Source organism: Algivirga pacifica (assembly GCF_039543525.1).
In the GTDB taxonomy this organism is placed as follows: domain Bacteria; phylum Bacteroidota; class Bacteroidia; order Cytophagales; family Flammeovirgaceae; genus Algivirga; species Algivirga pacifica.
The window spans coordinates 62,708-78,288 of sequence record NZ_BAABJX010000010.1 but is presented as its reverse complement, the minus strand read 5'-3'; the positions used below and the strand labels follow the sequence as shown (position 1 = coordinate 78,288).

15 protein-coding genes and 1 riboswitch are annotated in these 15,581 nt (G+C 40.4%); of the genes, 9 read left to right on the top strand and 6 right to left on the bottom strand.

Features of this window, described 5'->3' with window-relative positions; genetic code table 11:
* Positions 1 to 3 precede the first annotated feature (3 nt).
* A complete protein-coding gene (locus tag ABD985_RS02775; protein WP_345369006.1) occupies positions 4 to 354 on the top strand; it encodes a response regulator in 351 nt (116 codons plus the stop codon).
* Position 355: 1 nt separating this feature from the next.
* Here ABD985_RS02775 and ABD985_RS02770 read toward each other — a convergent pair whose 3' ends face one another.
* A complete protein-coding gene (locus tag ABD985_RS02770; protein WP_345369005.1) occupies positions 356 to 895 on the bottom strand; it encodes a hypothetical protein in 540 nt (179 codons plus the stop codon).
* 78 nt (positions 896 to 973) lie between these two features.
* On the opposite strand from ABD985_RS02770, the gene pafA reads away from it, so the two are divergent.
* Positions 974 to 2,611: an alkaline phosphatase PafA gene (gene pafA, locus ABD985_RS02765; protein ID WP_345369003.1), complete on the top strand. Its 1,638-nt coding sequence runs from the start codon at positions 974 to 976 to the stop codon at positions 2,609 to 2,611.
* 101 nt (positions 2,612 to 2,712) lie between these two features.
* On the opposite strand, the gene ABD985_RS02760 is transcribed toward pafA, so the two are convergent.
* The 3 genes from ABD985_RS02760 to ABD985_RS02750 all read right to left on the bottom strand — a co-directional run bounded on the left by ABD985_RS02760 (position 2,713) and on the right by ABD985_RS02750 (position 6,415).
* Entirely contained in the window at positions 2,713 to 3,594 is an 882-nt protein-coding gene (locus ABD985_RS02760; protein ID WP_345369001.1) for an RluA family pseudouridine synthase, read from the bottom strand.
* A gap of 157 nt (positions 3,595 to 3,751) precedes the next feature.
* Positions 3,752 to 4,696, bottom strand: coding sequence for a phosphodiester glycosidase family protein (locus ABD985_RS02755; protein WP_345368999.1), 945 nt, complete (start codon positions 4,694 to 4,696; stop codon positions 3,752 to 3,754).
* A 129-nt stretch (positions 4,697 to 4,825) separates the two neighbouring features.
* The gene (locus ABD985_RS02750) at positions 4,826 to 6,415 is read right to left on the bottom strand and encodes a DUF748 domain-containing protein (protein WP_345368998.1); all 1,590 of its coding nucleotides are present in this window, start codon (positions 6,413 to 6,415) and stop codon (positions 4,826 to 4,828) included.
* Positions 6,416 to 6,569: 154 nt separating this feature from the next.
* On the opposite strand from ABD985_RS02750, the gene ABD985_RS02745 reads away from it, so the two are divergent.
* Positions 6,570 to 7,145 carry a 3'-5' exonuclease gene (locus ABD985_RS02745; protein WP_345368996.1) on the top strand — a complete coding sequence of 192 codons (576 nt, stop codon included), beginning with the start codon at positions 6,570 to 6,572 and terminating at the stop codon, positions 7,143 to 7,145.
* Positions 7,146 to 7,435: 290 nt separating this feature from the next.
* On the opposite strand, the gene ABD985_RS02740 is transcribed toward ABD985_RS02745, so the two are convergent.
* On the bottom strand, positions 7,436 to 7,768 hold the full coding sequence (locus ABD985_RS02740) for a putative quinol monooxygenase (RefSeq protein ID WP_425550430.1): 333 nt from the start codon (positions 7,766 to 7,768) through the stop codon (positions 7,436 to 7,438).
* A 111-nt stretch (positions 7,769 to 7,879) separates the two neighbouring features.
* Here ABD985_RS02740 and gldC point away from each other — a divergent pair, with 111 nt between their 5' ends.
* From gldC to ABD985_RS02725, 3 genes are all read left to right on the top strand, one after another.
* Positions 7,880 to 8,233, top strand: coding sequence for a gliding motility protein GldC (gldC, locus tag ABD985_RS02735; RefSeq protein ID WP_345368995.1), 354 nt, complete (start codon positions 7,880 to 7,882; stop codon positions 8,231 to 8,233).
* Positions 8,234 to 8,790: 557 nt separating this feature from the next.
* Positions 8,791 to 8,989: riboswitch (cobalamin riboswitch) on the top strand.
* 70 nt (positions 8,990 to 9,059) lie between these two features.
* Positions 9,060 to 10,037 (top strand): ribonucleotide-diphosphate reductase subunit beta, encoded by a 978-nt coding sequence (locus tag ABD985_RS02730; RefSeq protein ID WP_345368994.1) that lies wholly within the window; start codon positions 9,060 to 9,062, stop codon positions 10,035 to 10,037.
* Positions 10,038 to 10,345: 308 nt separating this feature from the next.
* Positions 10,346 to 12,031 carry a ribonucleoside-diphosphate reductase subunit alpha gene (locus tag ABD985_RS02725; RefSeq protein WP_345368993.1) on the top strand — a complete coding sequence of 562 codons (1,686 nt, stop codon included), beginning with the start codon at positions 10,346 to 10,348 and terminating at the stop codon, positions 12,029 to 12,031.
* A gap of 42 nt (positions 12,032 to 12,073) precedes the next feature.
* On the opposite strand, the gene ABD985_RS02720 is transcribed toward ABD985_RS02725, so the two are convergent.
* Positions 12,074 to 13,255 carry a serine hydrolase domain-containing protein gene (locus ABD985_RS02720; RefSeq protein WP_345368991.1) on the bottom strand — a complete coding sequence of 394 codons (1,182 nt, stop codon included), beginning with the start codon at positions 13,253 to 13,255 and terminating at the stop codon, positions 12,074 to 12,076.
* A gap of 228 nt (positions 13,256 to 13,483) precedes the next feature.
* Between ABD985_RS02720 and ABD985_RS02715 the strand changes: the two genes are divergently transcribed.
* The 3 genes from ABD985_RS02715 (at position 13,484) to ABD985_RS02705 (ending at position 15,560) form a co-directional block, all read left to right on the top strand.
* Entirely contained in the window at positions 13,484 to 14,026 is a 543-nt protein-coding gene (locus ABD985_RS02715; protein WP_345368989.1) for a TlpA family protein disulfide reductase, read from the top strand.
* 72 nt (positions 14,027 to 14,098) lie between these two features.
* Positions 14,099 to 14,773: a thioredoxin family protein gene (locus ABD985_RS02710; protein ID WP_345368987.1), complete on the top strand. Its 675-nt coding sequence runs from the start codon at positions 14,099 to 14,101 to the stop codon at positions 14,771 to 14,773.
* 208 nt (positions 14,774 to 14,981) lie between these two features.
* Positions 14,982 to 15,560 carry an SLATT domain-containing protein gene (locus ABD985_RS02705; protein WP_345368985.1) on the top strand — a complete coding sequence of 193 codons (579 nt, stop codon included), beginning with the start codon at positions 14,982 to 14,984 and terminating at the stop codon, positions 15,558 to 15,560.
* Positions 15,561 to 15,581 lie beyond the last annotated feature (21 nt).

The window sequence follows — 15,581 nt, the reverse complement described above, 5'->3', positions numbered from 1 at the left end:
CCTATGAATTATGTTTATGTAATCGACGATGATTTACAGTTTTGTAAACATTTATCCAGTGTATTATCCCATGAAGGGTTGGAAGTGAAAATTAGTGACAATGTGATTGAGATGGCCTCCAAGGTAAATCAGGATAAGCCGTTGGTCATTTTGTGTAATGTGAATGTGGGAGAACAATCAGGGAGTAAGCTATTGCGGTCTATTCAGGCCAATCCACAAACGAACCATATTCCGTTTATATTTATGTTGAATGACGAAAAACACTCCAGGGAAGGGTTATTGGCATTGGGAGCTGATAATGTATTGGTAAAGCCATTTGGGTTCGAAGAATTATTGCATGGGATTCTCACCTAACCTAAAGGATTTGCTGGTATTCTGCTCTTTTGATAAGAGGAACCCACCGTGTTTTACTGATGCGACGGTTGGGTTTAGTAGGAAAGCACCATTTAATCAGGAGATTAGTGGCAAGGCTGAGCCCCACTCCTGTCAAAATGGCTTGTGTAGTGTTTAATTGGTATTGTTTTTCGATGTGTGTGGTGAATACCCAATTGCCCGCTGCTGCCCCTAGGTGTAGCGCGGGCAATACCCATTTTCGGGCAGGAGAATATTTACGTACCGCTGTCAGGTCTGTAATTTGTACTTGACGAATGCTTTCTTGATTATTTTTTTTTGATTGAATCCAAATGTCTTGTGTCGTGATTGCACTGACCTTTCCTTCTATAAAGTCCGTTTGCCCCAAATATCCTCTATACATAAAATGTACGTCGGTACCTTTCTGAATACTGATGGTATCCTTGGTAGTACTGTGTACAAGGATTAATTCATCAGGAATTTGAGCGGTAACACTGTATAAGAGAATGAACTGAAAAAAAAGGGTGCTCAAAAAAAACTTCATGTTTGGAAATCAATTATCTTATAGCCGGTAAAAGTTGGATTTTGTAAAGATACATTGATTATTAAGACATTTCAATTCATGAAGAAATTAACACTATTACTAATTACACTGCTTTCATTTTTTTCATTGACAACAATTGCTCAGCAACGTCCCAAATTGGTGGTAGGCATTGTTGTAGACCAGATGCGCTATGATTATCTACAACGCTACTGGTACAATTTTGAAGAGGGAGGCTTTAAGCGATTGGTAGATGAAGGATATATCTGCCGTAACGCAAGCTTTGATTATGCAGCAACACAAACGGGCCCCGGACATGCTTCAATCTATACAGGGACTTATCCAGCCCATCACGGTATTGTAGGGAATCATTTTTATGATCGCGCCCTAGGTAAAACGATCTATTGTGTGGAAGATACTACTGAGCGTACTGTAGGGATAGCAGGAAAAGCGGGAGCCCGCTCTCCTCGTCGTTTGCAAGTATCGACTTTAGCAGATGAAATAAAGCTAGCTTCCAATATGCGCTCTAAGGTAGTGGCAGTTTCCTTGAAGGATCGTTCCTCTATTTTACCAGCAGGACATGCTGCGAATGGAGCTTATTGGATGGATGATGCGACAGGAAGTTGGGTAAGTAGCACTTTTTATATGGAGGAGTTGCCAAAGTGGGTTAAAAAACTAAATAAAGAGAGAGATATTGAAAAGTATGCAAAGTCCGTTTGGAAGCCTTTGTTATCCATGAAGTCTTATACAGCTTCTCATGAAGATGACACTCCTTATGAAGGACCTTTTAAAGGAAGAGAAAAGGCGACCTTCCCTTATCCTATGAAGGAGATTATTAGCCAGGAATCGGATAGCTATCGTTATGGCCCGATTAAGGCCACTCCTTTTGGAAATACCTTGGTCAAGGATTTCGCAAAAGAAGCATTACAAGCAGAGGAGTTGGGACAAGATGACTTTACGGATTTGTTGGCGATCAGTTTTTCTTCAACGGATTATGTAGGACATCAGTTTGGTCCAATGGCTATAGAAACAGAAGATACTTACCTGCGTTTGGATAGAGATCTAAAAGATCTGATTGAATATATCGACGAGAAGGTAGGCTTAGAAAATACCTTATTCTTTTTGACCGCAGATCATGGGGGAGCACACGTGCCTTCATTCACCACTTCTATTAAAATGCCGGGAGGGTATTATAAGAGTAAGGAAATCACTGAGCGTCTGGAAGCACACTTAGATGAGCTGTATGGAGAAGGAGATTGGATTGACAGCCATTCGAGTGGACAGGTATACCTGAATAGATCATTGATCAAAGAGAAGAAGTTGGCACTTTCAGAAGTACAGGAAAAAGTTGCAGAACGATTGGTGGAAGAGGAAGTGATGAAAGATGCCTTGACGGCCTCCCAATTGAATACCTATAATTATACCGAAGGGTATAAAGAGTTGGTACAGCATAGCTACAACCGTCAAAACTCTCCGGATGTTTACGGGGTGCCTCATGCCCATTATTTATCGTATCGCAAGCATGGTACATCCCATGGAATGCCTCACGCCTATGATACGCAAGTACCTATGCTTTTCTTTGGCTGGAAAGTTACGGCAGGGGAAACATTTGACCGACACTATATTACAGAGATCACTCCAACGGTGACGTCTCTTCTTAACCTCTCAAATCCTAGTGGGGTATATAGTGATCCTGTTACGTTACCTTTGAAGAAGTAAAAGGTAAAAGGTAAAAGGTAAAAGGTAAAAGGTAGGGGCGACCCTTGTGGTCGCCCAGACCAAATAAAAAGGTAGGAGCGCCCCCTTGTGGTCGTCCCCCTTTACAATATTCTACGCTGCTCCCTTTCCAGTAAACTATTAAATTTTGCTGGCGCTTCCACACTAATATTCATAAGTTCTCCCGTAATAGGGTGGGGTAATTCCAAAGCTACCGCCGAAAGGAACAGCCCTTTATGGGTAAGCATATTGGGAGATGCGCCATATTGCTTATCTCCTACGATAGGATGTCCTATACTAGCCATATGAATTCTTAGTTGGTGCGTCCTTCCTGTATAAGGCCAAAGCTTCACTAAAGACAAGGAGCCATTTCTAATCGAGGGAACAGTCCTTAAGGTTTCAAAACGGGAGTGGGCATTTTTTTCCTCCATAGGAGTATGTAATTCTCCTTCCGCAGGAGGAGTTCCAATGACTACTGCTTGATAGATTTTCTGAATCTTTTTTTCTTCCAATTGCTGTCCCAGGGCAATCATGGCACGACTGTTTTTAGCGACCATCAACAACCCTGTGGTAGGGGCATCCAATCGATGGACAGGACGAAATGTTCTTAGAGCATCCGTTTCCTTGGAAGGAGTAAGGGAATAGGGTAAGGCATTGACAATAGTCTTGAATTGATTGCCGCTTACCGGAATGCCTGCAGGCTTGTAAACAATCGCCATATGCTCATCTTCATATATGATCTCTAAAGAGAGTTGAAAGACTTTAGGAGTTGCCGAAGCGTCTTCCAGCAATGTAATGATTTGCCCTTCTTGTAGTGGGGTGTCCCATTGAGCAATTTCTCCATCCAGTAAGATGCGTTTTTGAGCAATGACTTTCTTAATTCCCTGATTGGAAGAAGGGAGCATAGGAAAGGCTGTTGAAAGATATTTTTTTAGAATAACTCCAGTGTAGGCCTTGGGCACAGTATGTTGTGCAATACTTTTCATAGCGGTAAAGATAATGGTCAGTTTGTTGAATCGTTGAGAGGAGCTTCGCTCCGTTGAGTAGTCCTTCGGGCTGTTGAGTATTGCAAAATCTCAACGTGCGAAGCACATCTCAACGGAGCGAAGCTCCTCTCAACCAGCAGCGTAAGCTGCCTCAACATTATTTAACACCTATGTAGACAGAAGGACATTCAGCAAAACCGTCGGGAAGCCAATTTTTATTGAGTGGACTATAGCCAAAAGTAGTACCATTCACTTCTCCGTAAGCAGTGAGTGCTTTGCCTCCATCTAGCATAGTGGCATGATACATCGATAATTTGACCGCTAATATAGCAACTTCCTTAAAGTTCAGAATACCTCCACGACCAGAAAAGAGGAAAACAATATTACCATTCTTTTTAACTCCAACACAATTGCGATAGGTGATTCGAACGCCATTGAACACAGGTGTTTTAGTTTGGTAGAAGTAGCTAAATACTTTCCCGTATTTCATCAGGGAAGGGTAAGCTTGTATAGCCGTTTTTACTTTATGTGCTTGGTAAATAGAAGTGGGACCTGCCAATACTTCATTATCTTCAGTAATAAAGAAGAAGCCCGTCCACTTGGGAATAGGTGCATTGATTCTTTTCCCATCCTTGAGTATCAATCCCATAGGTTTCGATTGCTTGTCTGTAAAGTTGGAATTGATAAAGAATTTTAATTGCTCTTCCTGTTCTTTTAGGGTGGAAGGGTCAAAAGGAGCAATCCCTCCTTTTTTCGTATAGATATCAAAATTGTGGAGTAGAGGGTCAACTTCTACCACAAAGATAAAAGGCTGGGTAAAGGTGTGAACCATATGGTGAAAAAAGCCATTGCCCCCCCTTCTCATATGTAGTTTGCTAACGGTTATTCCCTCTTCGGAAACAAGTGTATCTAGCTGTAATGTTTTGACGCTGTCCAGTGATTGCCATTGGTATGTTGAATCAAAAAATTGCACACGAGTGGTGTCTTTTTGATGAAAAATCCAGTATAAATTACTTCTGATCTGAAAGATAGATTCACTAAAAGAAATGAATAGTACTAAAAAAAAGAGTAAGAGGTATGATACTTTTTGTCTAAGTGTCATTATTGCTGTTTGTCCATGTCTGATGATAAGGTGATAGAATCTTTGGTTACATCTATTTTAACGATTTTATCCCGAAAGTCATAAAGGGAAGGGAACAAGAATAGTGCAGGAGGTGCCTTGCAGTTAGAATTATTTTTTCTTTTTTAAACGTTCCCCTTTAGTGACTTTACTTTTCACACCACTTAAAACAGCGATGGTTGTAAAGTGTAACAACCCTTTAGTTTTATCTCTTTGACATGCAATCATTCGTTTTTCCCCTTCATGTCGCCTTTTTTTCAGGATCAGGTTGATTATTTTTTCTTTTGCTTCCGTGTAAAGATTGTCTTGCCCATGTCGAGTGACGGCATCAATGACCAAGTTTTGATAACTCATACGTAGACTTCCGTTAGCTACATTTTCATTTCCGGTGAGTTGATATTTGAGGTCACTAATATAACCGGACTTAAAGCCAATACCCATGAGGGGTTCTGTAAAAGGAGTAAAGTTTTTAGCATGGAAGTTCTGCATATGTCCTTGAGAATAAAATATATTATTATCAGAAAAAACGGGTATTTGATAGCGTAAAGTGACTGGCGAAAGCTTCATGAGTTTTCCCGTAAGTGTCATCTCGATAGTAGGTTGCTTACTGGAGTCATTGGAAATATTAGCTACGGTAGCCGCTAGGTCATCAACAAAAATGACTCCTTCTTTGGCTCGTTTTTCTCCTAATAAATAATAGGCCACTCGTCCTTTCTCTAAAACAGCCGTATCAATATTGATACTTAGAGGGGCTTCTCGCAGTTCTTGCTGCATGAGCGCATTATATTCTGTAGGGTCAGGATAGCGATCGTTTTTATAGAGGTCGGCGTAGATGGAGTCAATCGTGAGTTTTTGTGCGTTAAGCTTCTGATCGAAGGCATCCAAGACAGAACAGCTATCCATTCTCAAGGTATGGAAATAGAGCTCTAGTCGAGGGCGAGAGTTGCCACGAAAATTAGCAAAAGTGCTTTTGGGAAAGTTGGGTAATAGTTCAAAGCCATGTGCCCGCACAACGGATTTACTACTTTTGATAATCAAGCTATCCATATGCCCGCTGTAAAACTTATTGATATTTTTGACATATACATTATAGGCTTGTAAATGTACATTGTCTGCATCTATAGGGCTTATTTCCCCCTTTCGTACTCCCTTTACCTTTAAGTTGAGGTTACAGTGAATTTCGGTCGTATCTTCAGTATTCTCCAAATCCAGAATAGTAAAAGAGATAAAGATATTATCCAGATTAATATCTTCAATGCCTATTTCAGGCATACTTTCTCTCCAGTTTTCTTCTGGTTCCTCTTTACTACGTTGGTGTTCCTTGATGAGGTACATATTAAGGCGAGCACCTTCCATTTTGATAGACTCCAGAACATTCCCTTTTTGTAATATCAAGCCCAGATAGGACAGGTTGTCGACAGTCACTTTACGAGTCGTAAGATAAAAGGTGTTGGGGGATGACGTAGTCGTTTTTTTAGAGCCTATGGCTAAATTATAAAACGTAAGGTCATCACTGAAAAGACTAAAATCCAGGTGATCGTATTCGATTTCCACCCGCCCGTCGGTAGCTTTTATCGTGAGTTCCTTGATTAGATCTTTGATAAGGCCTCTTCCGGAATAGCGTATAGTAAGCTCTATTATTAGAAGTAATCCAATAATCCCTAAAATACTATACCCGCTAATTTTTAGAAATCTCTTCATGGTGAAAAGGCTGTTGATCCTATTAGTAGAAAAATATTTTACGCAGAAGGGTTTCCTTTATAACAATAAAAAAGGGTAGGTTTGTGCTAATTAGGAGTAAGAGTCTATCTTTATGGACTTTCCCAACACACCATTATTCAACAATTCAATAATCATGTACCTTTTTTTCGATACAGAAACAACGGGTCTTCCTAAAAACTGGAAAGCCCCAATGACAGATCTTGATAACTGGCCAAGGGTCATTCAATTGGCTTGGGCCATGTATGACGAAAGTGGACAAAAATTGGGGAGTACTGTAGACCTTATCAAACCCGATGGGTGGGTTATGCCTACCGGAGATTTTTGGATAGAGAATGGCTTTTCCCAAGAGCAAAATGAGTTGGAAGGAATTCCTATTCAGGAGGCAGTGGAAAAGTTTATTCATCAAATCAATGAAAGTAACTATTTGGTAGCACACAATATGAGCTATGACCAAAATGTCATTGGTGCAGAAATGCTACGTCTTAAATTACGTGCACAGAAAAGGCCTATAAAGATCTGTACCAAGGACGAAAGTACAGATTACTGTAAGTTGCCGGGGCCTTATGGATATAAATGGCCCAAGCTGGAAGAGCTACATACGCATCTTTTTGGAGAGTCCTTTGAAGGCGCACACGATGCCCTTGTAGATGTAGAAGCCTGTGCCCGATGCTTTTTTGAGCTAGTCAACCGACAAGTCATCAAACTGTAAATAATGAACAGTGAGCAATGAACAATGAACAGTTATCAATTAGTACTAGCTACTGGGCATGAGGTTTCGGTTTTCTTCTAACTTGCTTATTTGAAAACGTGGTAGGGACATGCCAATGGCGTGTCCGGGACGTTTGAGAATGCATAAAAATTAGTTTATGTCCAAAGTAGTTATCAAGTAGTGAAAGTTAGGAGAGTATAATAAGTTGGAATAATTTTGCTCACTGCTCACTGCTCACTGCTCACTGCTCACTGCTCACTGCTCACTGCTCACTGCTCACTGCTCACTGCTCACTGCTCACTGCTCACTGCTTTCGCAGAAAACGCCACAGGTTTGTCGTTAAACAACACTTTCGTCTTGGCCCAAGTAGTCTTGAACAATTCAGAGTGTCGGTAATGTTCCAAGGCGTCTTCGTTGGTCCAGTGGCTATAGGTCATGTAGATATGGGGGTCTTGCGGGTCTTGCATGAGCTCCAGGTGATGACATCCCTCAAAATTGCGAATCTTGGACTTCGCTTGCTGAAATATTTGTAGAAAGTCGGCGGCTTTGTCGGGGTGAAAACTCATGCGTACAATGCGTACTAGGACATCCTTTCTGTTGATAGTCGGTTGATCGTTGTTCATTCTAAAAAAAGTTTATCATCTTTGTGCTCATTTTGTACCCGATGCTGTTTCTAAGGGAAACAATGTGAGGTAAAATCGGGTTAGCTAAGATAGTTAAACAAAATTGGATTTATGGATACTAAGGAAAGAGAAATACGTATTAAGGTAGAGCTTGACGAGCAAAATATTCCAGAGAAGATTTTTTGGGCAGCACAGGATTCAGAGCAAGCGGGTTTTTCAGAGACCAGAGCATTCAACTTGTCACTTTGGGATCATATCAACAAAGAAACGTTGAGAATTGGCCTTTGGGGTAAAGAGATGGATGTGGATGAAATGAAATTCTTTGCCATTGATACGATCGGTGATCTTTCTCAGATGATTGCTACCGCAACAGGCGATGAGAAAATGGCCAAGGAGATGGTGATGTTGTGCAGAAAGTTGACAGAGCATGTGAAGGAAGAGCAGCTGAAGCGTAACAATAAGTAATATAAGAAGGGAGGGTGATTCTAGTAGTCGCTCTTCCTTTTTTCTTTCTTTATACTCCGTCTCTACTCAAAGAATTCAGGTTTTATCGGCTCCTATGGTTTGAGAAATGAGATAAACTCTCATCGATAAAATCGCTCTTCATCCCGCCACTTTACGAAACAGGGCAATTTTTTATTTGATCTATCAATCCATCACCAACCTCCATTTCCTATTCCTACCATCCGAGCGTGGACGCTCGGCGAAAGCGCTTTTAGGTCTTAGGCAGGAGCCTAAGACCAGTACAATGGTTAAAAATATTACACCCCCACCAATCTTTTACCTATTCCTTTTTACCTATTACCTCTAAAAGATGATTATGGACCTTGAACTCACCTGTCCCTCTTTTCGTTAGTCGCTAACGCCTTATACGGAAGCTCCCAGAGAAATCCAGATGGATAAAAAAATAATATGATTTTTTAAGGCGCAAAAGAGACTATTTTTCAATCGTTTAGGGAGGATATTAACAGCCGTGGAACAGTGGAACAATCCCTGTTGAGATTGAAACTAATTCTAATTATTTATATTTGCCGAAGATGGGTGTTGAGAAGGAGTAACCACTCTGCTCAATGAAAAGGGAAACAGGTGTGATTCCTGTACTGTACCCGCAGCTGTGAGCGCTGTTTTTAGAGCCAATCATTCTTTGCCACTGTTTGAAGAAACGGGAAGGCAGATAGGCTTTGCGCAAGTCAGAATACCTGCCTGTCAGTTCCAATAGTAGGAGAGTGTCCGGGAGATGATACAGCCTAACCATAGTACCTTTTTTATACATTGATAATCAAACAGACCGATGAGCTTACTTGAGCCACGTATTGCCTATAAGCCTTTTGAGTATCCTGAGGCACAGACGTATATTGATGCGATCCATCAGACATTTTGGATTCACTCTGAGGTGAATTTTGATGCGGATGTACAGCAGTTTAAAACGCAATTGACTGAGGGGGAGCGCACGATTATAGGAAACATTCTAAAGACTTTTGCGCAAACAGAGACGAATGTGCAGGATGATTTTTGGGGTATTTTGGGACAATTCATTCCTAAACCAGAGATCAAGGCAATGTGTATCACGTTTGCAGAGAACGAAGCACGTCACGCCTCGGCTTATGCGCGTTTGAATGAGCTGTTAGGTTTGGATAACTTTGAGGCTTTCCTGGAAGATAAGATTGCCATGGAGCGCTTGGAGTTATTACAAAAAATTGATGTAGATGCAGACGGAAAGGTGTCTACGGAGGACTTGCTAAGAAGTATTGCGATCTTCTCTTGCTTTACAGAAAATGTAAACCTGTTCTCTCAGTTTGCGATTATGCTATCCTTTAAGAAGTTCAAAAATGAACTGAAGGGAATCGGAAATATTATCAAGTGGAGTGCCAAGGATGAAAATGCACACGCACGCGCTGGAATCTGGTTGTATAATACCTTATTGAAAGAAAATCCAGAGATGAATACGCCAGAATTGAAAGAGCGTATTTATGAGGCAGCACACATCCTACATGATGTAGAGGTGAAGTTGCTGTCGGACATCTTCAAGGATGGAGAGTTGGAGTTTATGCCTTTGTCCCAATTGTTAAACTTCATGCGTGACCGTTTGAATCAGAGCTTGAAATTAATTGGTTTGAGCCCTGTATTTGAGGTAGACGAAGCGGAACGAAGCAAGATGGACTGGTTTGACGAAGAAGTGTTTGGGTTAGCGCATGATGATTTCTTTGCCGTAAGACCGGCAGAATATACGAAGAAGACGCAATCAGTTACAGCTGATGATTTATTCTAACAGAAAGTAATGTTCATGCTGTTTAATTGCAGTGGCGTTGCCATTGCGTTCATACCGCTACACGGCGTATGTTAGTTGAATCGTTGAACTTCAACTAAACATTATGAACGAGCGAAGCTCAATTAAACAATATGAACAAAAGCTATAAATACGAGTGATTCGAAAGAAAATAAAGCCAAATAGTATTGGAGGAAAGTAGGTTAAAACGCCCCTTTGCATATAACAGGGGTGTTTTGAGCTTCTTTCCTCTTCTTCCGTACTATACTTTTCTGATACAAATACCTTTATAAATTACGCTACAATAATATATGACAGTTTCAGTTCAGCAATCTATGGTGAAAGGAGTGGACTATCCGGAATGGATGACAGAGGAAGGATTACAAACCTTGAGCCGTGGGTATCTTTTACAAGGCGAAACCGTTCGTGACGCCATGTCAAGGATTGCTAGATCCGCAGCCCTAAGACTAGAGAAACCCGAATTCGAAAAACGTATTTTTGAGGCCATCTGGAATAACTTCCTATGTCCTGCATCTCCTATTTGGTCCAATATGGGGACTGAAAGAGGTCTTCCAATTAGTTGTTTTGGAAGTTACGTGCCAGATAGTATCGCTGGTATTGCTTCTTCTTTGGGAGAAGTGATGATGATGTCCAAGATGGGAGGAGGAACTTCCGTTAATATCTCAGATGTACGCCCTAGAGGGTCGGAGATTTTCAATAATGGTAAATCCAGCGGAGTTTACCCGTTCTTGGAGATGTTTGACAGTGTGATCAACGGTACCAACCAAGGAAGTACCAGACGTGGTATGATGGCTGCTTACCTTGATATAGAACATGGAGATATCGATGAGTTTCTTTCCATTAAAGATGTCGGAAAGTCCATTCAGAATATCTATATGGGTGTAACCGTGACGGACAGCTTTATCCAGAAGGTTAAAGATGGAGACCAACGATCTAGAGAAGTATGGGCTAAGGTGATCAAGTCCCGTATCGAGAAAGGCATTCCATATGTCATGTATATTGACAATGCGAATGAGCAACGACCACAGTGGTATAAGGATCAGGATATGAAGATTGGAGCTTCTAATCTATGTTCTGAGATCATGTTGCCATCCAATGAGGAGGAGTCTTTCGTATGTTGTCTTTCATCCCTGAACCTGGCACGTTATGAGGAGTGGAAAGATACAGATTTGGTAGAAACAGCTACTTTCTTCCTGGATGCTGTGATGGAGGAGTTTATCGAAAAGTCAGCGGATATTCCTCATATGGAGCGCCCACACAACTTTGCGAAAAACCACAGAGCACTTGGCTTGGGCGTATTGGGTTGGCATAGTTTCTTGCAGCAAAAAGGCATTCCTTTCTTGGGCTTGCAAGCAGATTCGTGGACACGTATCATTTTCAAGCAAATCAAGGAGCAGGCGGAAGCGGCATCGGAAAAGTTGGCGACGATTTATGGAGAGCCAAAAGTATTGAAAGGTACAGGAAGAAGAAATGCGACTTTATCCGCAGTAGCACCCACAACGAGTAATGCGATTATTGCAGGAGGATATAGTACAGGTATTGAGCCAATCGCCAGTAACTATTATATCATGGATTCTGCTAAAGGAACGTTTGTTCGTAAAAACAAACATCTGGAAGCCTTATTGGAAGAGAAAGGAGAGAATAAGCCAGAGGTATGGAAGCAGATTCTTTCTCAGGGAGGATCAGTTCAGGGACTACCTTTCTTAAGTGAAGAAGAGAAAGAGTTATTCCTTACTTTTAAGGAGATCAATCAAATGGGGTTGGTAAAGCAGGCGGGAATTCGTCAGCAGTTTATAGATCAAGGACAATCCTTGAATGTGAACTTCCCTCCATTTACACCTGTAAAAGAAATCAATGCCGTAATGCTGAAGGCACATGAGCTAGGAGTAAAGGCACTATACTATCAAAGAAGTGAGAGCGTTTTGAGAAACAATATGAATCTCACTGACGATGAGTGTATTTCTTGTGAAGGATAGAAAAAAAGAGCAGTGATCGACGATCGCTGCTCTTTTTTTATCTTAGACTCTTTTAAACTCCGGAATTTCCAACAAATCCAAAACACTATTTAGATTGACATAACTCTTATTGAGGTAATTACTAAGAACGATAAGAGTTGTTTGGTTTTTAGGATAATGGACGAATAAGGTCGCATACCCTCTCCACCATCCTCCGTGGAATACAACAGTAGATCCATCACTAATATGGTGTAGGCGGTAGCCAAATCCATAGTTACGATCTCTTTTTGTTTCAAGAATACTATCGTTAAAAGCCTCTTCTAATGTTTCCTTATTTAAGATTGTGTGGCTGTAGAGTGACATATCCCATTTGAACATGTCTTCCGTACAAGAGTATACACTCTTATCTCCTGTTACACTATCAATAAAATAAGGATTAAAGGTTTTTCTTCTTCCAGAATAGCCTGTTGTCATTTGATCGGCATGCTTTTGGATCTGTTCTTCATTCCAAACAAAAGTGTTTTGCATCTCTAATGGTTCAAAGAACTCTTTTTGCATAAAGTCACTAAAGGATATGCCGCTGATTTTTTCTACAATACAAGCCAACAAGAAGTAATTAGTATTGTTATAATAAAACTTCCCATCAGGTTGTCCATAAATGCTAGGTTTTTCCTCAAAGAAGAGTTTTAGCATTTCCTGATTGTTTACAGGGTTGTCCTTGTCTTTTATTTTTTCTTCTGCTAGGTATACATAGTTGGGTAGTCCAGAGCGGTGTGTCAACAAGTGCTTTACCGTAATCTCCTCACTATAAGGAAAACCAGGTAGCAGAGAGGTTACTTTGTCGGAGTATTTTAGCATGCCACGTTGCTTCAAAAGCATAATGGCGGCAGCTGTAAATTGTTTGGATACAGAAGCTAATTGGAAAATAGCATCTTTATCCATTTTCTCTCTTGAGCGAAAGTTTTTATATCCAAAAGCTTCTTGATAAAGAATGTCTCCTTTTTGAGCAACCAATACGGTTCCATTAAACCCTCTATGGGAGTGCATTCTTTGAAAGATGGAGTCAAGCTGATGCTCCTTGACAAGGAGCAATGAGTCCTCTGCTGTTGTATGAGAAGCTGAAGAATCGTATGGACCGTGATTAAAAGAGGTAGCTACTGCATGTTGTACAGCGTCATAGTAGTTACATCCTGTAGGAATAAAAGTTCCGGCGAATACCAGTAGCGTCGTTAAGAGATGGCGCATAGTTTAATTTTGTTCGTCAGTTAGCTGATTGATTTCTTTCCTTTGGAACAAAAGTAGGGCTATCTGTTTATTATACAATGGGAGCATTTGGAGACTTAAAGCCTCTTAACATTTTTTCAGTTCTATTAAAGCTTTTGAATCCTTTTAAATGGAATAGAAACTCTGTTATTTATAATATTTTAATACAAGTAATATCCTTTATTTATCATAGATTATAACTATTTTATTATGAGATTTTTATACTATGGCATTATTTTTATCAGCCTTATACAAGCGTGCCAACCAAAAAATGTACAATCGGAGTGGCCTCAACCTTTAGAAGTATTAAAAACTTCTGCAGGGCCTATAGCTGTCTATGATTATGAACATATAGAACCATTATTTCAGAGGAATAATGATACCACTTATGTTATCAATTTTTGGGCGACATGGTGTAAGCCTTGTGTAGAGGAACTCCCAGCATTTCAGCAATTGGATAAAGAATATAAGGGACGTAAAGTAAAGGTCCTTTTAGTGAGTTTAGACATGAAGGACGATAAGGTAGCAGAACGATTGGGGAAGTTTATCCAAAAGAAAGACTTGAAGTCCACAGTGGTATTTTTAGATGACCCTGATGCGAATAGCTGGATAACCAAGGTAGATCCCAACTGGTCTGGAGCGATTCCTGCTACGTTGATCTATAATGTAGAAAAGAGAAGATTTTTTGAGAAAAGTTTTGACTATGAGACCTTGTCTAAGGAGTTGGAAGAGGTGATGGGATTGGAGCAATAATCATATTAAGACAAACACGATAACCAATCCTAAAATTATATTTAATATTTATATAGCATAAAAGTCAACACCATGAAAAGAAGCTTATTTATACTAATGACCATTGTTGGAGTTTTATTTTATTCTTGTGCATCCAAACCTTCTGACCGTGAGGAAGAAAAGAAAGAAGTGCTGACCGCTGAGGTTAAGCCACAACAATCCGAAGGATATAGAGAAGGAGATGCAGCGATGGACTTTACATTGCCTAATATTGATGGACAGGAGTATTCATTGGAGAGCTTAGAGGATAACAAAGGAGTGATCTTGATTTTTACTTGTAACCACTGCCCTTATGCGAAAGCATATGAGGAGCGTATCATCGCTTTGGACAAGATGTATAAGGAAAAAGGATATCCTGTTGTCGCAATCAATCCCAATGACCCAGAAGTACAACCAGAAGACTCTTTCGAGAAAATGAAAGAAAGAGCAGCTGAAAAAGGATTTACATTCCCATACCTTTTGGATGAGAAACAAGAGGTTTACCCGGTATATGGAGCAACAAAAACACCCCATGTATTTGTATTAGAGAAAGTAGAGGAGGAGTATGTAGTTCGTTATGTTGGTGCTATAGATAATAACTACAGTAGTGCTGAGCAGGCGGATAAGCATTACGTACAGGATGCTGTTGATGCATTGTTAGCTGGAGAGGAGGTGCCAATGACGTTTACGAAAGCGATTGGTTGCTCTATTAAGGTAAAAGGTAAGTAAGGGCGACCCTTGTGGTCGCCCCCCAGATACAGGTCGTAGCGTCCACGCTACGACCTGCAGCGGGTTTGCACTACTCTTTTTACATGCGCTATCTCCTTAAGCTGACAGCATTGCCCTTGTGGCCGCCCCTCTCACTACAAATTCCCTCCCAAAAATCCCGACAATCTATTACCTTTACCCATCATTGAACTAAATCAACAAAAACAAAATGTCTGCTAACCTAGAAATTCTCATCAAGGAGTTACAATGTGATGCCCGATTGAACAAGGATATGCACTTTCACGCTGCTGAGCGAAAGAATAGTGCGAACAAATATATGGGGATTACGGTAGTGCTTATCAATGTAATCATCGGTTCTAGTTTGATAGAATTGATGCGGGAAGATATTTTTCGAAAAGCTTTAGTCTCCGTTATTTCTTTTGTAGCTGCAGCTATGGCAGCTATTCAAACCTTCTTTAACTATTCCAAGGATATAGAAAACCATAGAAAGATTGGCAATATGTATCTTGAACTCGCTAGAGAAGCAGATAACTTACTGGGAAAATTATTTGATGATTTTATCTCAGAAAAAGAAGCCCGTAATGGATACGATGCACTCCTAAAAAAATATCATTCGATCAATAAGGAAGGAGAAATGGCATTGCCGTCCAAAAAAGACTTTGAGCAAGCATTCGCTAAAAATAAAGATGCCAAGGATGCTGTTCGAAAAATGAAGGAAGGGTTACACCAACAGTTGGGAGGAAAGCCAGCTACATCAGTAGAGACATCTTCTTACCAAGACGTCTAATACTTACTAATGGTTGACAAA

Bases quoted from the DNA above. Each gene is read 5' to 3' on its own strand.
- ABD985_RS02710 (WP_345368987.1), top strand. From the start codon at position 14,099: ATGAAAAGAAGCTTATTTATACTAATGACCATTGTTGGAGTTTTATTT.
- ABD985_RS02775 (WP_345369006.1), top strand. From the start codon at position 4: ATGAATTATGTTTATGTAATCGACGATGATTTACAGTTTTGTAAACAT.
- ABD985_RS02705 (WP_345368985.1), top strand. From the start codon at position 14,982: ATGTCTGCTAACCTAGAAATTCTCATCAAGGAGTTACAATGTGATGCC.
- ABD985_RS02755 (WP_345368999.1), bottom strand. From the start codon at position 4,696: ATGACACTTAGACAAAAAGTATCATACCTCTTACTCTTTTTTTTAGTA.
- ABD985_RS02760 (WP_345369001.1), bottom strand. From the start codon at position 3,594: ATGAAAAGTATTGCACAACATACTGTGCCCAAGGCCTACACTGGAGTT.
- ABD985_RS02715 (WP_345368989.1), top strand. From the start codon at position 13,484: ATGAGATTTTTATACTATGGCATTATTTTTATCAGCCTTATACAAGCG.
- pafA (WP_345369003.1), top strand. From the start codon at position 974: ATGAAGAAATTAACACTATTACTAATTACACTGCTTTCATTTTTTTCA.
- ABD985_RS02730 (WP_345368994.1), top strand. From the start codon at position 9,060: ATGAGCTTACTTGAGCCACGTATTGCCTATAAGCCTTTTGAGTATCCT.
- ABD985_RS02740 (WP_425550430.1), bottom strand. From the start codon at position 7,768: ATGAACAACGATCAACCGACTATCAACAGAAAGGATGTCCTAGTACGC.
- gldC (WP_345368995.1), top strand. From the start codon at position 7,880: ATGGATACTAAGGAAAGAGAAATACGTATTAAGGTAGAGCTTGACGAG.
- ABD985_RS02750 (WP_345368998.1), bottom strand. From the start codon at position 6,415: ATGAAGAGATTTCTAAAAATTAGCGGGTATAGTATTTTAGGGATTATT.
- ABD985_RS02770 (WP_345369005.1), bottom strand. From the start codon at position 895: ATGAAGTTTTTTTTGAGCACCCTTTTTTTTCAGTTCATTCTCTTATAC.
- ABD985_RS02745 (WP_345368996.1), top strand. From the start codon at position 6,570: ATGTACCTTTTTTTCGATACAGAAACAACGGGTCTTCCTAAAAACTGG.
- ABD985_RS02725 (WP_345368993.1), top strand. From the start codon at position 10,346: ATGACAGTTTCAGTTCAGCAATCTATGGTGAAAGGAGTGGACTATCCG.
- ABD985_RS02720 (WP_345368991.1), bottom strand. From the start codon at position 13,255: ATGCGCCATCTCTTAACGACGCTACTGGTATTCGCCGGAACTTTTATT.